22 protein-coding genes and 1 pseudogene are annotated in these 20,170 nt (G+C 68.3%); 15 read left to right on the top strand and 8 right to left on the bottom strand.

The annotated features are described in order from the left end of the window. Window positions 1–2 precede the first annotated feature (2 nt). Both EJK15_RS22590 and EJK15_RS76375 read right to left on the bottom strand, forming a co-directional pair. Window positions 3–917, bottom strand: coding sequence for a DDE-type integrase/transposase/recombinase (locus EJK15_RS22590; RefSeq protein WP_206061040.1), 915 nt, complete (start codon window positions 915–917; stop codon window positions 3–5). Between the two features lie 219 nt (window positions 918–1,136). Beyond that, window positions 1,137–1,268 carry a hypothetical protein gene (locus EJK15_RS76375; protein WP_276615420.1) on the bottom strand — a complete coding sequence of 44 codons (132 nt, stop codon included), beginning with the start codon at window positions 1,266–1,268 and terminating at the stop codon, window positions 1,137–1,139. Here EJK15_RS76375 and EJK15_RS22585 point away from each other — a divergent pair. Both EJK15_RS22585 and EJK15_RS22580 read left to right on the top strand, forming a co-directional pair. Then, on the top strand, window positions 1,263–2,597 hold the full coding sequence (locus tag EJK15_RS22585) for a helix-turn-helix domain-containing protein (RefSeq protein WP_138712454.1): 1,335 nt from the start codon (window positions 1,263–1,265) through the stop codon (window positions 2,595–2,597). The genes EJK15_RS76375 and EJK15_RS22585 overlap by 6 nt on opposite strands. Before the next feature lie 34 nt (window positions 2,598–2,631). Further along, window positions 2,632–3,741: an IS630 family transposase gene (locus EJK15_RS22580; RefSeq protein WP_138712453.1), complete on the top strand. Its 1,110-nt coding sequence runs from the start codon at window positions 2,632–2,634 to the stop codon at window positions 3,739–3,741. 15 nt (window positions 3,742–3,756) lie between these two features. Here the strand turns inward: EJK15_RS22580 and EJK15_RS77660 are convergent. After that, window positions 3,757–4,489: pseudogene (locus EJK15_RS77660) on the bottom strand (IS5 family transposase). A gap of 557 nt (window positions 4,490–5,046) precedes the next feature. On the opposite strand from EJK15_RS77660, the gene EJK15_RS22565 reads away from it, so the two are divergent. Continuing rightward, complete coding sequence (locus tag EJK15_RS22565; protein WP_171074471.1) at window positions 5,047–5,712, top strand: transposase; 666 nt, start codon at window positions 5,047–5,049, stop codon at window positions 5,710–5,712. Between the two features lie 77 nt (window positions 5,713–5,789). Continuing rightward, window positions 5,790–5,933, top strand: a complete 144-nt coding sequence (locus EJK15_RS70775; protein ID WP_171074470.1) for a hypothetical protein — start codon at window positions 5,790–5,792, stop codon at window positions 5,931–5,933. Between the two features lie 67 nt (window positions 5,934–6,000). Here EJK15_RS70775 and EJK15_RS22560 read toward each other — a convergent pair whose 3' ends face one another. Both EJK15_RS22560 and EJK15_RS22555 read right to left on the bottom strand, forming a co-directional pair. Then, a complete protein-coding gene (locus EJK15_RS22560) occupies window positions 6,001–7,338 on the bottom strand; it encodes a lanthionine synthetase C family protein (protein ID WP_138712451.1) in 1,338 nt (445 codons plus the stop codon). After that, window positions 7,335–10,307, bottom strand: coding sequence for a lantibiotic dehydratase (locus tag EJK15_RS22555; RefSeq protein ID WP_138712450.1), 2,973 nt, complete (start codon window positions 10,305–10,307; stop codon window positions 7,335–7,337). The genes EJK15_RS22560 and EJK15_RS22555 overlap by 4 nt, the downstream gene beginning before the upstream one ends. A 163-nt stretch (window positions 10,308–10,470) precedes the next feature. On the opposite strand from EJK15_RS22555, the gene EJK15_RS22550 reads away from it, so the two are divergent. The 7 genes from EJK15_RS22550 to EJK15_RS22520 all read left to right on the top strand — a co-directional run bounded on the left by EJK15_RS22550 (window position 10,471) and on the right by EJK15_RS22520 (window position 15,806). Next, the gene (locus EJK15_RS22550; protein ID WP_138712449.1) at window positions 10,471–10,680 is read left to right on the top strand and encodes a hypothetical protein; all 210 of its coding nucleotides are present in this window, start codon (window positions 10,471–10,473) and stop codon (window positions 10,678–10,680) included. Then, window positions 10,599–11,762, top strand: a complete 1,164-nt coding sequence (locus EJK15_RS22545; protein ID WP_338089886.1) for a lanthionine synthetase LanC family protein — start codon at window positions 10,599–10,601, stop codon at window positions 11,760–11,762. Before EJK15_RS22550 ends, EJK15_RS22545 begins: the two co-directional genes overlap by 82 nt. Then, window positions 11,762–13,669 carry an ABC transporter ATP-binding protein gene (locus tag EJK15_RS22540; RefSeq protein ID WP_138712447.1) on the top strand — a complete coding sequence of 636 codons (1,908 nt, stop codon included), beginning with the start codon at window positions 11,762–11,764 and terminating at the stop codon, window positions 13,667–13,669. Before EJK15_RS22545 ends, EJK15_RS22540 begins: the two co-directional genes overlap by 1 nt. Window positions 13,670–14,142: 473 nt before the next feature. Beyond that, on the top strand, window positions 14,143–14,280 hold the full coding sequence (locus EJK15_RS70770; protein WP_171074469.1) for a hypothetical protein: 138 nt from the start codon (window positions 14,143–14,145) through the stop codon (window positions 14,278–14,280). 284 nt (window positions 14,281–14,564) lie between these two features. Then, window positions 14,565–15,107, top strand: a complete 543-nt coding sequence (locus tag EJK15_RS74695) for an LLM class flavin-dependent oxidoreductase (protein ID WP_240777143.1) — start codon at window positions 14,565–14,567, stop codon at window positions 15,105–15,107. Window positions 15,108–15,156: 49 nt separating this feature from the next. After that, a complete protein-coding gene (locus tag EJK15_RS22525; RefSeq protein ID WP_138712445.1) occupies window positions 15,157–15,501 on the top strand; it encodes a type II toxin-antitoxin system RelE/ParE family toxin in 345 nt (114 codons plus the stop codon). A gap of 5 nt (window positions 15,502–15,506) precedes the next feature. Beyond that, window positions 15,507–15,806 carry a helix-turn-helix domain-containing protein gene (locus tag EJK15_RS22520; protein WP_138712444.1) on the top strand — a complete coding sequence of 100 codons (300 nt, stop codon included), beginning with the start codon at window positions 15,507–15,509 and terminating at the stop codon, window positions 15,804–15,806. Here the strand turns inward: EJK15_RS22520 and EJK15_RS22515 are convergent. From EJK15_RS22515 to EJK15_RS22505, 3 genes are all read right to left on the bottom strand, one after another. Then, window positions 15,769–16,236 carry a nitrilase-related carbon-nitrogen hydrolase gene (locus EJK15_RS22515; RefSeq protein ID WP_138712443.1) on the bottom strand — a complete coding sequence of 156 codons (468 nt, stop codon included), beginning with the start codon at window positions 16,234–16,236 and terminating at the stop codon, window positions 15,769–15,771. The genes EJK15_RS22520 and EJK15_RS22515 overlap by 38 nt on opposite strands. A gap of 171 nt (window positions 16,237–16,407) precedes the next feature. Beyond that, the gene (locus tag EJK15_RS22510; RefSeq protein ID WP_138712442.1) at window positions 16,408–16,905 is read right to left on the bottom strand and encodes a nucleoside deaminase; all 498 of its coding nucleotides are present in this window, start codon (window positions 16,903–16,905) and stop codon (window positions 16,408–16,410) included. Window positions 16,906–16,922: 17 nt separating this feature from the next. After that, window positions 16,923–17,813, bottom strand: a complete 891-nt coding sequence (locus tag EJK15_RS22505; RefSeq protein ID WP_138712441.1) for a PhzF family phenazine biosynthesis protein — start codon at window positions 17,811–17,813, stop codon at window positions 16,923–16,925. 94 nt (window positions 17,814–17,907) lie between these two features. On the opposite strand from EJK15_RS22505, the gene EJK15_RS22500 reads away from it, so the two are divergent. The 4 genes from EJK15_RS22500 (at window position 17,908) to EJK15_RS74685 (ending at window position 20,064) form a co-directional block, all read left to right on the top strand. After that, window positions 17,908–18,369, top strand: coding sequence for an Lrp/AsnC family transcriptional regulator (locus tag EJK15_RS22500; protein WP_138712440.1), 462 nt, complete (start codon window positions 17,908–17,910; stop codon window positions 18,367–18,369). A gap of 485 nt (window positions 18,370–18,854) precedes the next feature. Next, entirely contained in the window at window positions 18,855–19,538 is a 684-nt protein-coding gene (locus EJK15_RS22495; RefSeq protein WP_240777142.1) for a DUF2637 domain-containing protein, read from the top strand. A gap of 83 nt (window positions 19,539–19,621) precedes the next feature. Then, complete coding sequence (locus tag EJK15_RS74690) at window positions 19,622–19,834, top strand: hypothetical protein (protein WP_240777141.1); 213 nt, start codon at window positions 19,622–19,624, stop codon at window positions 19,832–19,834. Window positions 19,835–19,914: 80 nt separating this feature from the next. Beyond that, window positions 19,915–20,064, top strand: coding sequence for a hypothetical protein (locus tag EJK15_RS74685; protein WP_240777140.1), 150 nt, complete (start codon window positions 19,915–19,917; stop codon window positions 20,062–20,064). The last annotated feature ends 106 nt before the right edge of the window (window positions 20,065–20,170 follow it).

Genomic DNA, 20,170 nt, shown 5'->3' with positions numbered 1-20,170 from the left:
GATCACCGGGCGCCATCAACGCTGGGCACGGCCTGCGGTTTCCTGGCATGCTCTTGTCCCGCTCTTGTCCCCATAAGCCTTTCGGCGCTGGGTAAGCCATCGGACCCAGGAACCTCCCTCCGAGTTCCTCCCGGCTGAACCGGGGATACGACCATGCGCCTCGTGGCGCACTGGAAACGCTCGACCTTTCCGCAGGTGGTGGGGTGGTTGGGGGTGGAGTTCTTCTGCTGCACGTGCAGGCGGCGCAGTTCGTGTTCGAAGGCGTTGCGGCCGCCGCGGCCGCCGGCCAGGCGGGTGGTGAAGACCATGCCGTTGTCGGTCAGGGTGGAGGCGGGCACGCCGTGGGCCCTGACCGCCTGGCGGAAGGTGTCGCGCACGATGGGCCCGGTGACGCGGGCATGCGCGCTCACCGATAGGGCGTAGCGGGAGTGGTCGTCCAGCCAGGACAGGATCTCGGCCTCGGTGCCGCCGGCCAGCCGGTAGTGAGTGAAATCGGCCTGCCAGGTCTCGTTCGGCAACTCCGCTTCAAAACGGATGTAGGACGAGCGGGGCCGCTTCTTCGGTTCGGGCACGACCAGGCCGAGCCGGGTCAGGTAGCGGCTGATCGTGGCTCGCGACACCGTACGCGCATGATGGTGGGCAAGATGCCAGGCGATGGTTTCGGGACCGGCGTCCAGGCCCTGGTCGGACAGTTCCTTGCGCAGCCGGACGATCAACTCGACGGTATCGGCGTCGATCGCCGTCGGTGAGGTGTGCGGCCGTCGGGACCGGGGCTCGAACGCCGCCTCGCCCTCAGCCCGGTAGCGTGCGACGAGCTTGGACACCCAGCCCTTGGACACTCCGTAGGAGCGGGCGACCTCTGCCTGGGTCCGTCCCTCGACGACAACGGCGGCGATGACAACTCTGGCCTTGGACACACCGCCCAGGCTCTTGATCGCGACAGTTGCCTATGTCTCGAGACACACCCTGCTGAAGTTTCCTATGTCTTGCGACATGGGTTTCCTATGTCCTGAACCAGCACACCGCCACCCCGACCCAGTTTGACCAGGTAGAGGGCTTGATCCGCTAAGCGGGTCGGGCCCTTTTCCGTTTCTGGAAGTCGATAGGAGCCAATCGGGGAGCCAACTCACTCGGACTCAACCCGTCGGCTTGTCGCCGAAGATTGTGTTCATGGTGTGGGCGCCCTTGGTGATCACCGGCTTGAGCTGGTGCCGGTAGACCGCCTCTGTGACGCTGGTGCCCGCGCTGCTGCCCTGGGCATCGTGCATCGATCGCAGATCGGCCAAGTGCTGGACCCGGCGACACTCGCAGCGATCCAAACCTCGGGCAGGGGCGCGGTCGCCCTCGCCGCCGCACTCAAGACGATCGGAGTGCCGTACTCGTGGGGCGGCGCGGTATGCCGAAACGCACGCTGCTCTGTTGCACTCCTGCTGTACGGCGCCCGAGCCTTGGGCCTGCTCGGTCTTTGGCCGTTCTGCGCAACCTGTCATGCGCGGTGTGGATATTGCCGGGCTGGCTCCTATGACAGCCTTGGCGATGTCCGACAAGACAGAGAAATCAAAGCTTCATTAAGACGATCACTGATGACTGATGTGCATCCTAGGATGACCGTGACGTCCAAGGTAAATATTTGTACCGAGCTGCGGATCTCCTCCGCGCCGCGCCTCTCTCTGTCGATCAATCCGAGCCTCACCGCGCTCGCCATGATCACCGATGCGCTGGCCGGCCGGGCGAGAGGCTTGCCCCAGGTGTGGCGGCGGACGATCCAGGCCGCTGTTGGCCTCGCTGGACGTGAAGCGGCGCGCCCGCTCGCGGTACCCGGCTATTCGGTCGTACCCGACAGCGTGGTGCCGCGCATGACGGTGGAGGATGTGTCCGTCCAGGCTCAGATCGAAATGTTGCATGACATGCATCCCTCGTGGCTGATCGACGACCTGGAGCGGACCTTTGGCGCAGGCTCTCCACCTGCGCACTGGCGTGGGGTCGCTGAACGGCCCGATCAGTGGCTGCGTGGATACGCCTCCGCGCTCGCCGACGTGTGGAAGGCTGCCGAGCCGCTCTGGCGGCGGGCCCGCCCGCTGCTCGACAAAGAGATCGAACGTGTGGGGATCGCCGCGGTTCGCGGCGGGCAGGAGTTGCTGCTGGGCGCCCTGAGCGACCGCATTCGGTATGGGGAACAAGGTCTGTTGATCAGTGACGTGGAATCTGGCAGCTTCGATCTCGGGAATCGTCACATAGTCCTGCTGCCGATGCTTGCGGGCCAGCGTGCGGTGATCGCCAGATTGGACAGCCCCGATGCCGTCTGGATCGCGTATCCGCTCTCCGGCGCTGAGCAGCTATGGCACAGGTCGGCCGCGCCGGCAACAGATCAGCTATCCGAACTCATCGGACCGATCCGTGCCGAGGTGCTTTTCTCGCTGGACCGGCCCATGACGATGAGTATGCTGGCCGCGGAAGTCAAGATCGCGCACAGCAGCATGACCCGCTACTGCCACAGGCTGCATGCCGCACAGCTCATCAAAAGACAGCGCCGCGGTCGCGAGGTTTGGATCGAGCGCACCGAGCGAGCCGAAGAACTCATCCATCTGTTCCGCTAGTGTGCTGAGTCAGAAATTCGTCTAGTGTTTTGCTATGGGACGTCCAGGACCAAAGGTTGAGCCGCTGAACCTGACCGATGGAGAGCGGGCTGAGCTTGAGCGGTGGGTGCGGCGGCGTAAGGGTGCCCAGGATCTGGCGTTGCGGGCCAGGCTGATCCTGGCATGCGACGCGATTGGTGAGGACTGCTTGCCGGTGTCCACCAAGGTGGTGGCCGAGCAGGTCGGGGTGTCGCGGGAGACGGTCTCGAAGTGGCGTCGGCGCTTTCTGGCCGACCGGTTGGCGGGCCTGGCCGATGAGCCGCGCCCGGGGCGGCCGCGGACGGTGCGCGACGAGCAGGTGGCGGATCTGATCGCACGCACTCTGGAGACCAAGCCTGCCAACGCCACGCACTGGTCGACGCGGGCGATGGCCAGGCAGATGGGCCTGTCGCAGTCGACGGTGTCTCGAGTCTGGCGGGCTTTTGGCCTTCAGCCGCATCGCTCGGAGACGTTCAAGCTGTCGGCCGATCCGTTCTTCGTGGAGAAGGTGCATGACGTGGTCGGCCTGTACCTGGATCCGCCGGAGCGGGCGCTGGTGTTGTGCGTGGATGAGAAGTCGCAGATCCAGGCACTGGATCGGTCTCAGCCCGTACTGCCGATGATGCCCGGGGTGCCCGAGCGGGCCACCCACGACTATGTCCGGGCCGGCACCACCACGTTATTCGCGGCCCTGGACGTGGCCTCGGGCAAGGTGATCGGCTCGCTGCATCGCAGGCACCGCGCGGTCGAATTCAAGAAATTCCTGATCAAGGTGGACAACGAGGTCCCGGCTGAGCTCGATGTCCACCTGATCTGCGACAATTACGCCACTCACAAGACGCCGGCTATCAAGAAGTGGTTGCTGGCGCACCCGCGCTTTCACCTGCACTTCACCCCGACCGGCTCGTCCTGGCTGAACCTGGTGGAACGCTGGTTCGCCGAACTGACCACCAAGCAGATCCGCCGCGGAGTCCACAAAACAGTGCACGCGCTGGAACACGACATCCGCGCCTGGATCGCCTCGTGGAACGAGGATCCTAAGCCCTTCGTCTGGACCAAGACCGCAGAAGAAATACTCGACGCCCTCGCCTCATATTGCCGACGAATTTCTGACTCAGGACACTAGAGCGTGTCCTGTGGATCACGGAGTTGGCTCGCGGCGCCAGATCCTGATCGAGGCGACGTCGATGGTGCCCTGATAGATCCACTCGCGTTTGTCGGTGCGCAGGGCCACCGCCCGGTCGTTGCGGAGCTTGTTCACGCAGCGTTCGACGGTGTTGCGCTCGCGGTACCGCTCGGCATCGAAGCCGGGTGGTCGCCCGCCCTTGCGACCTCGCTTACGGCGGTTGGCCTGCTGGTCCTTCTTGATCGGAATGACCGCCTTGATCCCGCGCCGGCGTAGGTAGGCACGGTTGCCACGCGAGGAGCACGCCTTGTCGGCCAAGACCCGCCCAGGACGCTGACGAGGGCGGCCCAAGCCGTGACGCAGGATCCGTACGCGCTCCAGCACGCGCCGGAGGTACGGGCTGTCCCCATGCTGACCAGGACTGACCATCGTCGCGATCGGGCGGCAGCGCCGGTCGGCGACCAGGTGAATCTTGGTGCTGAACCCACCTCGAGAGCGGCCCAGCGCCTCCCGGCCCTTCACCGGTTTGTGATCTACGGCGTCCCCTTTACAGGGAAGTCGGTCGGCGGCGCCAGGCGCGCTCCGGCGGCATGCTGGTGGGCGCGCACCACGGTGGAATCCACGTCCGGAAGAACACCCCGTTGATCACCATCCGGTGATCGGCCCAACGACCACCCTGACGCGGATTGACGGGCAACAACGGCACCAGCCGCTCCCACTCCTCGTCCGTCAGATCATGACGACTCAGACGCTCCTCATCCACACGGATGATCTACACCAATCCGCCATAAAGATCCACGGGACACACCCTAGTTCGCCGGCGCCGTCAGGCCGATGATCGCGTGCTGATCGTGGACCGTGAAAGTCAGGAAGCGGGCGATCGCGCGGCCATCGGGAGGCTTGTTCGGTGGCGGCACTGGCGTATCGCATGACAGGTACCCCTTGAGTCAGCTGCCGATCCCGGTGCCGAGGAATCCTCGGAGAGCGTCGGCTTCCACGGCGTCATGCTCGGCGGCCATCAGTCTCGAGAACGCCTCGTCTTGCACCTTTCCGTCCCGAAGGGTCCAGAGACCGCGCCAGAGTCCGTGACGAGCAAGGTGCCCTTCCTTGCGCCGTTGCCCGGCGGTAGCGGCACTTTGCGCCCATCGGGGACCCTGGTGGCCCATTGCGATGACACGCCTGCGACATCCGTGATCTTGGGCTGATCTGCCACGACGATGCCCTCTGCGGCCGGTTTCCTAGCCCGGCCATGGAATGAGGCGTGTGGTGTCGGTGCAGCCGCGACCGTGGCCGCAGATTCCGGAGATGACCGCGAAGGTGACCAGGGCCGCCTCGGCCAAGGGTGCCTACCCGCTGGCCATGCGGGTCCGCGATGAGCTGGGCGAATCATTCGCTGACGCCGAATTCGCGCAGGAGTACGGCACCCGCGGGCGCCCTGGCCTGTCCCTGGGGATGCTCGCGTTGATCACCGTGCTGCAGAAGGAGGAGAACCTGACCGACCGGGCGGCGACCGACCGCGCCGAGTTCGGGATGGGCTGGAAGTACGCGCTGTCGCTGGAACTGGACGATCCCGGGTTAGATCACAGCGTGCTGAGTGAGTTCCGCGCTCGGGTCGCCGCGCATGGCCTGAAGGAGAAAGCGCTGGATCTGCTGCCCATTTTGGTCCAGGTTACCGATCGCAAACTCCTCGCAGAACCTCCAGGTTGTGTGAGTGGGTTCCGCGAGACTGGTCTGACAGAACTGACACCAGAGCAGGCCGCCGAGGCGGTCGAGGGGTTCGACTGCCCGACCTGCGGGGTGATGGCTCCCCCGCCCTGCCATACTCGGGGCCGGAAGGTCGCCTCCAAGTACCACACCGCGCGGTTCGTCTTCGTGCCGGCGCTGGTGGTCCCCGTCTCGTCCGGACGCGGGCCGGGATCGTCGTGGCAGGTGGCGGCCACCGAGACCGGTCCCGCCACGCCGCCGAACTGATGACCTTGCCGGGGTCGACCACGTCGCCGAGCCCGGCATAGCCGTAGGGGGACGGAGAGGTGTAGCGGTCAGGTGGAATGACCGTGCCGTCCTTCACCAGGCGCACGCCAGGGGCACGCAACCCGCTCCCCGTGACCACCCTGTTGATGTCGCCGACGGAGGCGATCCCGGCGACGTCGCGCATCGCGCCGCCCCTGAACAGCGCCTTCTTCCCCAGGTGACGCGTGAGGGACCCCTCCACGTCGCCGACGAGGTCCTGCAGACCCACCATGCGGAGGTCTCCTTCTGTCAGTTCAGAAGCAGGGCGGCGTCCCAGCCTGTGGCGGGCGGCTCGCCGCCGCAGTAGTGGTGGAGCGCCAGCGCGATGCCTGCCGCCCCTTCGAGCAGGCCGACCCGGTCGGGCGCCACCTCGATGCCTCCCGTACCGGAATACCGGAACCCGAACGGCGCGTCCTCGGCGAACTCGGCCACGATCCGGCCGGCCAGGGCGTCGGCCGCGGCCAGCAGCGCCCGGTCGCCACTCTCCCGGCCGACGCGGCAGGTGACATGAAGCATCCCGGCCCAGCCGTGACACAACCCCGCGTCCACCATCCCCCACTCGTCCCAGGGACGGGCCAGGGTCTCATGCAGGGCGCGGACCGCCGCCTGCCGCCATTCGGGCCGGTCGAGGGCCTGCCCCGCGAGGAAGAGCGCCCGTGCGACACCAGGCGTGCCGTAACACCAGGCAGGGCGGAAGTGCGACGCTGCCGGGAGCGTGCGGCTGTACGCGGTCGGAACCGTGCGATCCGGCGTCTCCGGCTCCGCGTGCCCGTGCGTCCGCACGCCGGCCCGGTCGAGTTGCTGCCGCAACGTCACCGTGGGCGGCCACAACCCGCCGTCTCCCCAGTCCAGCAGCCAGCCCGCCACGCGTTCCATGGCCTGCTCGTGGCCGGGCAGCCGGAATCCCCGCCGGTACGCGACCGCCAGCAGCGCCAGCGGCCCTGGGATGCCGTGCGCGAGCCCCAGGTTGAAATGCCCGTCACCGGCCGGCGCCCCGCTGAGCGGCGCGTGCGACACTAGCCAGCCCGGCACCGGCGTGCCCGCCACCTCGATGGGCTCGGTCAGCGCGATCAGGTAGGACAGCGGCTCGGTGTCCCCGTACGACAGCACCACGCGGCCCAGCCCCGTGAGCCCCTCGATGACGTCGTACGCGCTGAACGCCACCCCCGCCCGGCCGGGTTCCAGCCGGGACAGCTCCGCCTCGGCCCGCTGCCGCGCTATCTTCCGCACGATCGACTCCGCCCGCCCCAGAAGGGACGCGTAGTCGCCCGGCTGGGCGGCGGCCGCCCGCGTCGCGAACAGCAATGCCGGCAACCCGTCGATCAACGCGTGCTTCCTGGCCTGCGCACCGGCCGCGGCCGCCAGGAACGCGTGGGCGTGTTCGCGCCGCCCGAGCTCACTGTGTAGCAATGCCACCCCGAGGAACCCCTCGTTGAGCGACATCGCATGCCACACCAGTGGCTGCCGGCCGTCCAGGAGCCGGTCGGTGTTGGTCGAGGCCACCCGTGACACCTCGACCGGGTCGGCCAGCCGCCGCGCCACCTCCTCGACGATCTCGGCGGCCCGGATCGTTTCCGGCCCCGTCATGCCCGGTGCCTCGCCCGGTCACGCAGCGCCTGGACGACGCCGCGGGCGATCGCGTACGAGGCGCCCTCGGACGGCTTGGACACGCCGATCAGCCGGTTGTGGTGCATGTGCAGGAGTGCCGGCAGCGGCGTCCTGCGGCGCAGGGACCTGATCAGCTCGCCGTACTCGGCGGCGACCCGCCTCCGCGGCCCCCAGATCTCCAGCAGCCGAGGATCGGGCTCCGCGAGCGTCTCCACCGCGGCACGCCGGACCGACTGGAACGCACGATGGTGATCGTCCACGGGATAGGCGGCCAGCAGCCACTCCTCCCAGGCAGGACCGTGGAAGGACTGCGCCAGGTCGGCGTAGTTCGCGGCGGCCAGCAGCTCAGGCGTCATGTCCAGCCCCACGCCTAGCTGCGCGAGCACGGCGTCGCTGTCCGCGGCGAACAGCCGCTCGGCCGTCTCCAGCGCCTCCGCGCCGCCGTACCGTTCGACCTCCGGCTCGTACGTGTCCAGCACCAGCGAACGCGCGAGCCCGGCCCGGCACAGGTCCGCCGCCCAATCGTGCACCAGCGGAACCACCTCCCGATTCAGCGTCCCAGGCTCCCCGTGGAACCGGATGCGCAGATGAGGTCCCGGATCGAAGTACCGGATGAAGAACCAGCGATCCACCGACCCGGGCAGCGCCGCCCGTAACACCGGCAGCCGCTGCCTGATCAGATCCGTGTGCCGGTCCGCCGACGCGTACAGCTTCGCGTACACCCATTCCCCGCCCGGGTGGTGCCACGGCGGCGGCGCGGTCACCCTGGCCGCCGTGCGGACCGGCGGCTCCGGCGCGGTCGAGCGAAGCGTCACGGTCAGCTCGTTGGCGCGGCCGCCCAGCCAGCCCGTACCGAACCCGTCACCGCCCGGCGCCTCCACCAGCAGCGTGCTCGGCCTGCGGGCCAGCTCGTGCCGGAACACCTCGCGGTGCAGCGGGGCGTCCAGGTCGAGCCCGATGCGGTTGTCGCCGTTGGTCAAATACACCTCGGACGGCACCTGCCACCGCTCCCGCCAGGCGTCGAACCGCCGCCCCCACTCCGACTCGGCCGCCTTGACGTCGTTGAGCTCCATGGCGGGCCGCCAGATCGCCGAGGCCAGGATCGACCTGCCACGGCGGATCCGCGGCAGGTACGGCAGCACCGTCCCCGCCAGCCCCCAATCCCACCCGTCGCACGCCCTGTGCCTGACCTCGCCCAGCTCGTACACGAACCGCATGGCGTCGAGCGCCAGCTTCGGCACAACCAGCATGTGCGGTGTCGCGGGCACGATCTCCGCGCCCAGCTGCGACGACCACAGGAACAACCTGTCCTCGGCGGCCCCGACCGCCAGGTCGTCGAGTGACAGTACCGCCTCCTGGCCGGGGTCGGCGAACGTGCCGATCGGCAGCGTCCGCTCCACCAGCGTCGGCACCCTGGCCACGTTCGTGACCCTGGCCCACGTCGGCTGGAACGTCACCTGCGCGGGCACGGCGCCTCCGGCGTCGCGCCACATGCGCGCCGTCTGCTCACGCAGCTCATCCAGGAAGTACGTGAACCGGCCCGTCATCGCCCCGGTACGGCGCGAAAGCGGCATGTTCGCCAGCACCAGCCGGAAATCCCCGTCGTTGAGCCCCTCCACCGAGCCGGCCAGCAGATGCGTGCCGAACTCGAGCACCTCGGGCAGCCGGCCGTCGTCCCGGCCGGCCAGCCGGTCCAGCGTGGCGTCGTCCAGCTCCACCTCCCGCCTGCCGTCGAAAAGCGCGCCCTGGGCCAGCTCGCCGAGCACCTTGTTGCGGTAACGATCCTGGCTGCGGTAACGATCCTGCTCAGGATCGCCCTCGGGACGCTCCGAGCCGCGGTAGCCCGCCGGGCCGCCCAGGCCGAGCTCCGGGTCGAGCAGCTCCTTCAGCGGGACGAGACGGGCGGTGCCGTACTTGTCCACGAACTCGTCGTAGTAGCCGCGCAAATGCCCGGTGTCACGGTCCGGCGGCGTGATCCTGACCAGGGTGCGGCCCAGCTCCTCCAACTCGGCCGCGACCACTCGCGGCAGGTGCACGTCCGCGTCCAGCCTGAGATCCACGTGCGGGGCGTGGTGCCCGCCCCTGACCTCCTCGGCGGCGCTCAGCACCGCCTGCCAGGCAGGCAACCCCTCGCCCACCGTGGTGGCGGCGTAGGACCGCAGGGCCGTGGCGACCGCACCGAGCCCCGGCACGCCGGCCCGTTCCGTGACGTGCGCGATCTGGTCGGGGGCGTCATCGGGCGGCACGAGGTCGGTCAGCAGGACCGTGCGCTCGACCAGTCCGGCCAGCGCGGTCTCCGCCTTCTTCCTGGTCCCCTGCGGGAAGGCGGCGAGCAACTCGTCCACGAGCTCGGTGAACGCCACCGGGCGCCCGGCCCGCTCCATGACCGCCCACACCATCGGCGTCATCCGCACCGACACCTCCCGCACCCCGTTCTCGCCCTCGCGCGGCAGATACGGCAACACCAGCCGGTCGCCGCGGGCGTAACACAGGCCGTTGAGCACGACCCGCAGCCGGCGCAGCACCTCGGGGCGGCGCTCGTGGTCACGTACGACGTCGAGCAACCACCCGATGTCGGGCCGGGCCAGCTTCTGATGCCGATCGCCCAGGCGCACCTTCCCCGCGTCGTCGAAGCGGACCTCCGCCACCCCCGCCATCAGCCCGAACGGCGTGGGCCTGGTCGCCATGCGCAGCACATACCTGGTCGCGGAGATCACCGCACGCCGCAGCTTCTTCCGCGCCACCGGACGCCCCTCGTGCACCAGATCGAGCGTACGCGCCAGCGACGGGCTCGACACCGCGATCGCCTCCCTGACGAAAGGATCGGCGGTGATCGACCGCAGGTAGCCCGCCGGGTGGCCGCGGTCGGAACGGGTGCGCTCCGCGTGCTCCGCCGGGAGTACGCTCATGCGCAGCAACGCGAAGTCGGCGGCTACGAGCTCTGCCATACACCTTGCCTTCTATTTACTCGGCCTGACAATGGTGGCTGAGACTAACAGTAGAATCGCGTTCCGCCGAACACTTCGCATTTTCTGCAAGCGTGCGATGGGCAGCCGAAGATCCTGGGTAAGGTCCCTTTCTGTTCGAGTCCACAACGGAAGGAAATTGACCGTGAGCCCAGTGGCCCAGGCCGACCTCGCCGACGACGTCTTCGATCTCGATATCGAGCTGCTCGTCGAGACCGACGCCGTGCCTCCCGTCTACGCCTGCAGCGGCGGCGACAGCACCTGCGGGTATTCGTGGAGCGGCACCTGCTCCCACACGGCCTGCAATGGTTGCACGCCCACGTACGGGGCCAAGGCCCCGGGCATGTGCATCTGACGAGCCCCTCCAGGCGGGCCGCCGCCCTCGCCATCGCGCGGGAGGTGGCGGCTCGTAGCGCGGAATATCCTGCGGTGGCGATTATCCCGCTGTACTCGGCTATTGACAAAATGGATTCCAATAATGGGTGGGGCATGATCGGCCATCGTTTTCTCACCTGCGGAATGCGTGCTGGGGCTGCGGGAACGGCCGGTCTTTTCGACGGGGGGGTGGCAGCCCTGGGCGCGGCCGCCGCATCGCTACGCGGGGACACCGGCCGCTACGAGAGATTGCTCGGCAGGATCGACGCGGCCGTGGGCCCCGTAGCCGATCACGACCTGATTTCCGGCACCGCGGGAGCAGGCCTCTACCTGCTGCTGCGTCCGCCCATGAGCAAACGGGACGAGGTGGCCTCCGCCCTGGCCGGGGGAGCGGGCGCACGACCGCCGTATCCGATGCGTCACGTCCCCGCAGCCTGGCAGGTCGCCGACGGCTACGCCGACTGCGGCCTCGCCCACGGCGCCGCCGGACCGCTCGCCGTCCTCGCCCTGCTCTGCACGGACCGCCCTGCCGGCGCCGCTCCGGAGGAGAGCCGGGCGATCAGGACGGTCGCCGACTGGTTGCTCGGCCTGGCCAGGGAGGACCGATGGGGTACCGCGTGGCCCGCGGGCGTCGACCGCGTGACATGGCATCCGTCGCCGCGCCGCGCCGCCTGGTGTTACGGGGTGCCCGGCATCGCCCGCGCCCTCCGCCTGGCTGGCGACGCGCTCTGCGAACCCCGCTATCAGCGGGCCGCCGACGACGCGATGGCCCAGCTACTCCAAGCTCCGGAGAGCTGGGGGCTGGAGGGGCCGGGCGTGTGCCACGGGCTGGCCGGGCTCATGCTGATCACGGCCGCCTTCGCCACGCACCCGCGTGACCGGTTCGCCCTCGCCGTGGAGGACCTGTTCGACCGGCTGTGCGACGCCTACGACAGCCGCCTGCCGCTGGGCTTCGACGTCACCGGACCTGGCCTGCTCTCCGGCGCCGCCGGGATCGCCCTCGCCCTGCTGGTCGTCACCGGCGGCGACCCGATCGCCTCGAAGTTGTTCCTGGCCGGCTGATGGGCCGCCATCGCACGGGACACGCCCCGTCCTCGGAACGCGACCCGCTGTTCGGCAGCGGCATCCGCGCCTCGGCCGGGCAGCTCAAGCACGAGGGCGCCGGCGTACGCACCGGGTTCCTGTCCATGGCCCGCGAGCTGCCCGGCCTGGTCGCCGTCACCGTGCGGCTGGGAAGGGAGGCCGCGCCCAAGGAGCTCCTGGTCGTGCTCGTCTCCGAGCTGATTGCGGGCGTTGCCACCGTGGTCACGCTCATGTCCACGTACCACGTGCTCGTCCCGCTCATGACCGGCGGCCCCTCCACCGAGCGGCTGACGGCAGCCGTGCCCGCGCTCCTGGTCATGGCCGGCGCGGCCGCGGCAGGCAGCCTCGCCCGGGCCGCCGGTAAGGCGGCGGCCAGCCGCCTCGGGCCCACCATCGAACGCCTCGCCTACACCCGTCTGCTCCGGCTGGCGACCGGCGCGGAGCTGGCCGCGCTGGAATCGCCCGGCTTCCACAACCTGCTGGAGGCCGCCAGGCAGGGCACCAGGGCCGCCCGCGTCGTGATCACCCAGGCGGCGCAGCTACTCGCCGGGCTGTCCACGCTGGTCGCGGTGGCCACCGTGCTCGGCGTCCTGCACCCGCTGCTCCTGCCGCTGCTGCTGGCCACCGTGGTGCCGAAGGGCTGGAGCGCCGTACGCTCCGCCCGCGCCAGATTCGCTTCCGCCAGACGCCACATGGAGCTCAGCCGCCAACTCGAGGTCCTCAGCGGCCTGCTCACCGGCCGCGACGTCGCCCCCGAAGTACGCGCCCACGGCGCCGGCGGCTTCCTGCTCGGCCACTACCACCGGCTCTCCGCCCGCGCCGAGGCCGAACAGGCCAGGCTCGGCCGCGACGAAGCCCGCCTGGGGCTGGCCGGCGACGCCGTGTCCGGCGCGGCCGGCGTGCTCACCTACGCCACCCTCGGCCTGCTCCTCATCGCCGGCACCATCCCGCTCGCCGTCGCCGGCGCGGCCGTCATCGCCATCCGCACCGCCAAAGCAGGCCTGATCAGCCTGGTGATGTCCATCAACCAGGTCTACGAGCAGGGCCTGTACGTCCTGGAATGGGAACGCGCCTGCGCCGAGGCTGCCGGACACCGGATGACCAGCGGACCCGTCCCGCTTCCCCCGCACCCCGTCGAGATCCGCGCCGAGCGCCTCACCTTCACCTACCCCGGCCAGACCCGACCCGCCCTCGACCGCGCCGACGTCGTCATCCGGCCGGGCGAGATCGTGGCCTTCGTCGGCGCCAACGGCTCCGGCAAGAGCACCATGTCCAAACTCCTCAGCGGTCTCTACCTGCCGGCCTCCGGCCGCGTCACGTGGGGCGGCGTCCCCATCCAACGGCTCCGCCGGCAGGACGTGTTCGACCGGGTCGCCCTCGTCACCCAGGACTTCGCCCGCTGGCCGGCCACCGCCCGCGTCAACCTCACGCTCGGCCGCCCGCAAGCTGCCGGCGACCGCGACCGGCTCTGGCGGGCGAGCGTGGCCAGCGGCGCCGACGCCGTGGCCGCCGCGCTGCCCGACGGCTGGGAGACCCTGCTGGCCCGCGAGTTCATGGGCGGGACCGAGCTGTCCGGCGGCCAGTGGCAGCGCATCGGGCTGGGGCGGGCGTGGTTCAGGGATGCGCCCGTGCTCGTGTTCGACGAACCCACCTCGGCACTGGACCCCAAGGCGGAGATCGAGATCTTCGACCAGGTCGCCAAGCTGGCCACCCGCGGCAAAACGGTGATCCTGGTGACGCACCGGCTCGCTTCGGTGGCCAGAGCCGACCGCATCTACGTGTTCGAGGCCGGGCGGATCGCCGAGCACGGCGATCACGACGAGCTCATGCGGGCCGGCGGGCCGTACGCGACCATGTACCGGCTCCAGGCGGACCAGTACGCCTGAGTTCGTTGTCCGGCATGCGAGAAACGCTGGTCCCGCGCCGCCGTGACCGGGTCACCATCGTCCTATCGCGCCATTTGCGGGGAATGGATCCTGTTCTGGCGCACCCGCGCCAGCGCCGTCACCACCATGTCGGACCGTTGCGCGCACCGCCGAGGCACCGGCGAGCCCCAGTTGCGCCAAGGTGCTGGAGCTCGGAGCCGATGCGGCGGTGGCCGGCGACGCCGGCGGCCAGGCCGAGCGGGTGATCGACGCCACTCCCCCACCTGCCCGGCATGCTGGATCCCGTCGCGGAGCTGCTCCACCTCACGTGCTGACCGTGCTCGGCGCTTGGATCTTTAGGCCGGTCAGAGGCGCCGGATCCATAGGATGGCGCCTCGCAGGTGAAGCCTGGCCAAGCAGCTCTCCGGGTCTTGTCGAAGCGGAAGTCCGGCCGACGCCACTCCTTGATCCGGTTGATACAGCGCTCGGCGGTATTGCGCTCCTCCACAGCGCTCATCGCGGCGGATGAGGCGGTCGGCAAAGACATCATCTCCAGCAAGGCCGACGACCTCACCGGTGACGACAAGGAACACGTCGAGGTCTCCGACCGCAGGGGTTACGGCGTCAGGTAGCGCACGGGCCCATCGCACTGTCGCTCGACAGCGGGTGCTGCTTGCCCCCGGCTCCGTGACCGGGCGCAAGTTGCCTTGACGCTGACGACAAGGTTCTCGCGTGCCTGCGGCAGGCGGGGTAAAGGAGGTCGTCGACGCATGGCGAGACCACGATACCGCCGCAAAACCGGGGCCACACCGACCGGCGACTGCCCATTCATCGCATCGGCTAGCTGGAGGAATGACGATGAAGTTCGAAATCAGCTATAGCACGCCCCTACTACGGTGTCGACCCTGACAAAATCGTGGCCTACGCCCAGTACGCCGAGGCTTGCGGCTTCGAGTCGCTGTACCTGCCGGAGCACATCGCGCTATCCCCCGGTGCGATGGTCGGACGCTTCGAGCTCCCGCCGTCGCTGCCGTACTTCGATCCGCTCGATTGCTTGAGCTTCGTCGCCGCGGCTACGCAACGGATCCTGCTCGGGACGGGTGTACTGCTGCTGCCGTACCGCCATCCGGTGGTCCTCGCCAAGCGCCTGGCGACCATTGATGTGACGCCGACGGCGTCATCGCCTGGATCGACGTACGTCCCAACTACAGCACGCGCACCGAACCCGCCGACATCCTCACTGCCATCACCACCGTCCTCGACCGACCAGCACCGACTGCGGGCTGATCGTCCGAGAGCATCGTGTCGTCTGGCGATGAGCTCAAGAGAAGAATCGATGTCCCGATGGAGCCCTGCTGTCCGGAAAGTCATCGCTGAGCGGTTCTCGGGAAGTCCTCGTTGGGGACGCTGGATCAAGCGTGCGGGTCTGAAGGCGGGCCTGGCCGGTGAACTGGGCTGATACGCCATTCGCAGGACGGCGCACTTGCCCGCCGTATAACGTCCGTGTTATGACTTGGGGAGAGGTGGAACTGGAGCCGGAGGTCGACAAGTGGTTCGACTCTCTCAGCCAGGACGATCAGGAGACGGCCGACTTCTATGTCGACCTCCTGGCGGAGCGGGGTGTGCTGCTCGGCGAGCCGTACACCATGCAGTTGCACGGCAAGCTTCGGGAACTCCGATTCCATCTCTCTCGCGAGGCTGTGCGCATCTCGTACTGGATCGCTTCGGGTAGGAGGATCATCCTGCTCACGGTGTTCAAGAAGCAGCGGATGCGCGAGGCCGGTGAGATCGAGCGGGCGATACGGGCCATGGAGCGCTGTATCGCCGAGGCGCACACGGCAGACGAGGAGTGATGGCCATGGCTGAGCGCAAGGCGTGGGCCGACAAGCGTGCCGAGATCATGAGCCGTCCAGGTGCCGGTGCCGCTTATGAGGCCGCTCGCCTTCGGTTCGAGTTGGGGGAGGCGGTACGGCAGCGCCGCGAGGAACTCGGGCTTACGCAGGCTGAACTGGCTGAGCGGACCGGCCTCAAGCAGCCCGCGGTCGCGCGCTTCGAGGCCGGAGGCACCATGCCCACCATCCCCATGCTGGAACGTCTCGCTGAAGCACTCGAAGTGCGGCTCAACGTTCAGTTTCAGCCGCTCCGCGAGGCAAGCTGAACGCCGTGCGTGTCTCGCTCCGGGGATCCCCCTTGTCATACCGTGCAACCAGGTGCCCCTGGTCGCTGACCACATACAGGCTGTTGTGCGGCCGGTTCGGCGAGGTCAGTGGGTGGATCGAGCCGAAGGCCACCCAGAGGCGAAGCTCTCCGGCCAGGCTCGCGATCGACTTGGCCTCCTCGCGCAGCACGTCCCAAGGGACGCGGCTCCAGTCCGCCACTGCCAGCGTTCCAGGCGGGCCGGAAGACATCACGTGCTTGCTCGGATATGTGATCGCTCCTTCTGGGAACTGCACCAGTCGCGCACCGGCCGCAGCGGCCTCCTCCATCAGGCTGCGCACTTCCGCCCCACTCGCCCGTAGCGTCCTCGGATCGGTCGGATCCTCAGGCACCGTGCTTTGCGCGACCGCCAGCCGCAATGTCCTTGCCATCCCAGGACACTACGACAGCAGGCGAACTGCGGCCACGGCTCATGATCTGCTCCACCGCGCCTCCAAATGGCAGCGCGCCGTCAGGGCGCGCGCTGGAGTGGGTGGCCGGCCGGAGCGGGGCTGATCTGTCAGGCTCTTGATGCCCTCCTGGTAAAAGGGCGCCGACGGTGCTCAGTCGGGACGTCTGGCTGCCCGGGTGTGCAGGTCCCGCATCTCCTTGTCCAGGGGTGGCACCGGCCCTATGACAGGGATGTCGGGTGCGATCTCGGTGATCGGCAGGCTCCGCACGGGTGAGGCGGGGCGCCCGAGTGCTGTGCGCCACTCGACGAGCTGTGCGGCGGAGTGGATGTAGATGATCCGGCCCAGCCCGACCCAGGCATGAGCCGCCGAGCACATCGGGCAGTGCTCGCCCGACGTGTATACCGTGGCAGTTGATCGCTGCCGTGGCGTGAGGTTCGCTGCCGCCCACCGGGATAGGGCGATCTCGGGGTGGGCGGTCGGGTCATTGGCGGTGGCCTCGCGGTTGCGGTCCTCAGCCAGGACGGCTCCATCGGCGTCCGTGAGAACGGATCCAAACGGGTCGTCGCCCGCCTCGAGGGCTTGGGTGGCGAGTTCGATGCAACGGCGTAGATGAGCGAGGTCAGTGGAGGTGAGATTGTCGACGGTCATCGTGGTCCTCCCCGGTTTCATGCGAGCCTGAGTTCTCCGCGACCCGTGACGATCCCGGATCCGGAGATCCGTACCCGGTCGCCGTTGACCTCGACCTGGATCCGGCTGGGCCGCCCGAGCTCATGGCCTTGCTCGATGACGACCAGACCCCCATGGAGCCGTTGTGTACGAGTGAGCAGGGCGGCGAGCGGGCCCGCAGCCGTGCCGGTGGCCGGATCCTCGACGATGCCCACGGTGGGATTGAAGAACCGGCTGTAGGCGTCCGCCTTGGGCTCCCCGGGTGCGCTGGTGTAGACGTAGCAGCCTTCGGCGCCCGCCTCGGCCAGGATCGCAGCCAAGGCCCGAGGCTCGACAGCGGTGCCGTCGACAGCCGGGCGATCGACCAGCGGGACGAGCAAGTGGGCAACTCCCGTGGAGACGACCTGCGCCGGCTGATCAGGTGAAAGGTTCTCGGGCCTGAGTCCGAGTGCGGCAGCGAGGCGACGTGCGTCCTCGACCACGGGCCCGAACACGGGTGAGGACTGCTCCATCACAATCCGGACACCTCGCCCGGGCTGGCGGACGACCTCGACCGGCAGCACGTCCGCGCCGATCTCCTGCATCAGTGTCCGTGACGGTTCGTCTCCGGTCAGTCCCTGGTCGGCGAGCCACAGCCAGGCGCCGAGTGCGTTGTGGCCGGCACCGTCGACTTCGGCGCCGATCGGAGTGAACGACCGCAGCCGCCACGCGGCACCGGGTTGGGTGGGCTGGAGCAGGAAGGTGGTCTCGGATTGGTTGAACTCGCGGGCGATGGCGCGCATCTGATCCACAGTCAATCCGTCCGCGTCCGGCACCAGCGCCAGCGGGTTACCGGTCAGAGGACGCTCAGCGAAGACATCAATGAAGAAGAACGGTGTCCATGTCGTCATGAGATCAACGCTAGGGATCTCGAATGGGGGTGTCACACCCCAAATCGATCGACTATCGGTGGTCTCGGCGCAGAATCTGCGGGATCCTGCACGAATGACCAACACACCAGCCGCCAGTCTGCTGGACGACGTGGACCGTGCCCTGATCGCCGCCATCCAGACCGACGGCCGCGCGACCCTGGCCAAGCTCGCCGAGTCCATCCAGCTCAGTGTCTCGGCCACGCGGACCCGCCTGCGCTCATTGGAGGAGCACGGAGTCATTGGGGACTATCGGGCGCGCGTCGAGCCCGAAGCCTTGGGCTACACCCTGCGCGCGATCGTCCGCATGAAGGTCCACGGTTCGCTGTACGACAAGGTCACCGCCACTCTGGCCGGCCAACCGCAGATCGTGCGCTGTCTGCGTGTCACGGGGGAGTCTTGCTACGTGATGGAGATCGTCGCCACCGGCATGAGCGACCTCGAGCAGATCACCTCCGAACTCGCCCGTGTCGGCTCCATCGCCACCGACCTGGTCTACGAGACGGTCGTGGACCGCCCCATCCCTCTGCCCACATGACTGACGGGCGCTCCCCCACTTGCGAAGCTCTCGTCGGCATGGCGGCCACGCCGCAACCGGACGGTGTCCACCTGCCGACGAGAGCCGTGCGCGGTGTCTAGGACGATCCTCACGGCGGACGAGCTGCTGGAACGGCACGGTACAAGAGTGGGACAGCTGCTTGAGCCGCCGACTGCTCAGCCGCAGCTACGACAGTCCAGCGGCCGACGCCGCATGACGCGAGAGGAGATTCACGCCGTGATGATCGCACTTGGTGACCTGGTCAAGGTCATTCAGGAGGCTGATCCGGTCGACAAGGCCGAGCTCTACGCCCAGACGGGGCGGCGGCTGACCTACAAGCCTCAGAAACAACTCGCGGAGGCTCAGGTTGTCCCTGGCCCCCCACGTATGCAAAAGGTATGTGTCCGAGGGGGGACACACTCGATACGTACATGCCGTTCACGGCCTCCGCCCGACTCGTTCTTCCTGGTGGGGAGGGCTGAGCGGTGGATTCCGATATTCGCGCGGTGCGCAACATCCAGCGTACGACCATCGCGGGCGTCACGCTCTTGGCCGTAATCGCGGCGGTCGTCTCCTTCCGCCACATGCACGAACTCTGCCTGCGTCATGGAGAAGACCCCTTGGCGGCGGTGCTGATTCCGCTCGCCGTCGACGGCACGATCGTCGTCGCCTCGATGTCCATCCTCCTGTCCAATCGGTACGGCTCCCGCGGCGGCACGCTGGCCTGGACCCTTCTTGTGATCGGCAGCCTTGCCAGCCTCGGCGCCAACATCGCGGTTGCCGAATCGAGCATGATCGGCCGGATCATCGCCGCCTGGCCGAGCGCCGCTTTGATCGGCAGCTACGAGCTCTTGATGTCCCAGGTTCGCCGGCTCTCAGCGAGGTCCAACTCCAGGGAGAGACACGAGGCGACGCCATCTATTGAAGTGCCAATGGTGTCCGAACCCGGATCGGACAGCGTTGGTGATGTCGTTCCGCCTCCGCGAGACACTCGAGGTCGCGACACCGACATCGCGGCCTTTCACCGCGTCGTCTGGCAGTGGGCTCAAGAGAATCGATGTCCCGATGGAGCCCTGCCATCCGGAAAGCTCATCGCTGAGCGGTTCTCGCGAAGCCCTCGTTGGGGACACTGGATCAAGCGTGCGGGTCTCGCGGGTGAACTGGGCTGAATCCCGCGCGAATTTGATGCAGCGCAGGGTTGATCGCAAATGCTTTGTGGTGACAGGGATGTTCAGCCGTTCCTGCCTCTCAGGTGCGGGAACCGCTGAGCATCCCGTCATACGGCACCACGGGCCGGGCCAAAGGGGTCGGCGCCACCCACGCCAATCTCGCCTACGGCGTCTCCGCCCATCCGCGACGCCGCAAACTGTCACACTCCCGGCATTTCCTGCACGCGTTCCCCATCGGCAGCAACGCGGGACAGACCATGCTCGTCAACGCCCTGGACGCCCGCCTGCCGCGCTGACCCTGCCGCGCTTCACGCCCGCCCGCTTCGCCCGGCTGATCGAGTCGTTCGGGACGGGGACGGTGTTCGTGGGGCCTGCCATGGCCATCGAACTGCTCAACGCCCGGGTCCAGGAACGGTACGACCTGTCGAGCGTCCGGCTGCTTGGCTCCACCGCGGCCAGTCTGCCGCCCGCCGTGGCGGCCGGCCTGGCGAAGGCATTCCCGAAACCCGGGTTCCGCAGTTCGTAGTCACACGTGGCGAATGGTTAGCGAGAATCTGCAGGTAGATGGCCTGTAGCGAGCTTCGAGGTGCCGCGAAGGGCCGAGAGTGTAGTAACACGACTTCGAAAATTTT

The sequence above is a fragment of the Nonomuraea basaltis genome, from assembly GCF_005893125.1.
GTDB lineage: Bacteria > Actinomycetota > Actinomycetes > Streptosporangiales > Streptosporangiaceae > Nonomuraea > Nonomuraea basaltis.
The sequence above is the reverse complement of the archived record's forward strand: the minus strand, read 5'-3'. Positions and strand labels throughout refer to the sequence as shown.

Excerpts from the sequence above, each read along its gene's own strand:
- EJK15_RS76375 (WP_276615420.1), bottom strand. The coding sequence starts at position 1,268 with ATGCACGATGCCCAGGGCAGCAGCGCGGGCACCAGCGTCACAGAGGCG.
- EJK15_RS22580 (WP_138712453.1), top strand. The coding sequence starts at position 2,632 with ATGGGACGTCCAGGACCAAAGGTTGAGCCGCTGAACCTGACCGATGGA.
- EJK15_RS22565 (WP_171074471.1), top strand. The coding sequence starts at position 5,047 with ATGACCGCGAAGGTGACCAGGGCCGCCTCGGCCAAGGGTGCCTACCCG.
- EJK15_RS70775 (WP_171074470.1), top strand. The coding sequence starts at position 5,790 with ATGACCGTGCCGTCCTTCACCAGGCGCACGCCAGGGGCACGCAACCCG.
- EJK15_RS22560 (WP_138712451.1), bottom strand. The coding sequence starts at position 7,338 with ATGACGGGGCCGGAAACGATCCGGGCCGCCGAGATCGTCGAGGAGGTG.
- EJK15_RS22555 (WP_138712450.1), bottom strand. The coding sequence starts at position 10,307 with ATGGCAGAGCTCGTAGCCGCCGACTTCGCGTTGCTGCGCATGAGCGTA.
- EJK15_RS22540 (WP_138712447.1), top strand. The coding sequence starts at position 11,762 with ATGGGCCGCCATCGCACGGGACACGCCCCGTCCTCGGAACGCGACCCG.
- EJK15_RS22525 (WP_138712445.1), top strand. The coding sequence starts at position 15,157 with ATGACTTGGGGAGAGGTGGAACTGGAGCCGGAGGTCGACAAGTGGTTC.
- EJK15_RS22520 (WP_138712444.1), top strand. The coding sequence starts at position 15,507 with ATGGCTGAGCGCAAGGCGTGGGCCGACAAGCGTGCCGAGATCATGAGC.
- EJK15_RS22515 (WP_138712443.1), bottom strand. The coding sequence starts at position 16,236 with ATGGCAAGGACATTGCGGCTGGCGGTCGCGCAAAGCACGGTGCCTGAG.
- EJK15_RS22510 (WP_138712442.1), bottom strand. The coding sequence starts at position 16,905 with ATGACCGTCGACAATCTCACCTCCACTGACCTCGCTCATCTACGCCGT.
- EJK15_RS22505 (WP_138712441.1), bottom strand. The coding sequence starts at position 17,813 with ATGACGACATGGACACCGTTCTTCTTCATTGATGTCTTCGCTGAGCGT.
- EJK15_RS22500 (WP_138712440.1), top strand. The coding sequence starts at position 17,908 with ATGACCAACACACCAGCCGCCAGTCTGCTGGACGACGTGGACCGTGCC.
- EJK15_RS74685 (WP_240777140.1), top strand. The coding sequence starts at position 19,915 with ATGGCCATCGAACTGCTCAACGCCCGGGTCCAGGAACGGTACGACCTG.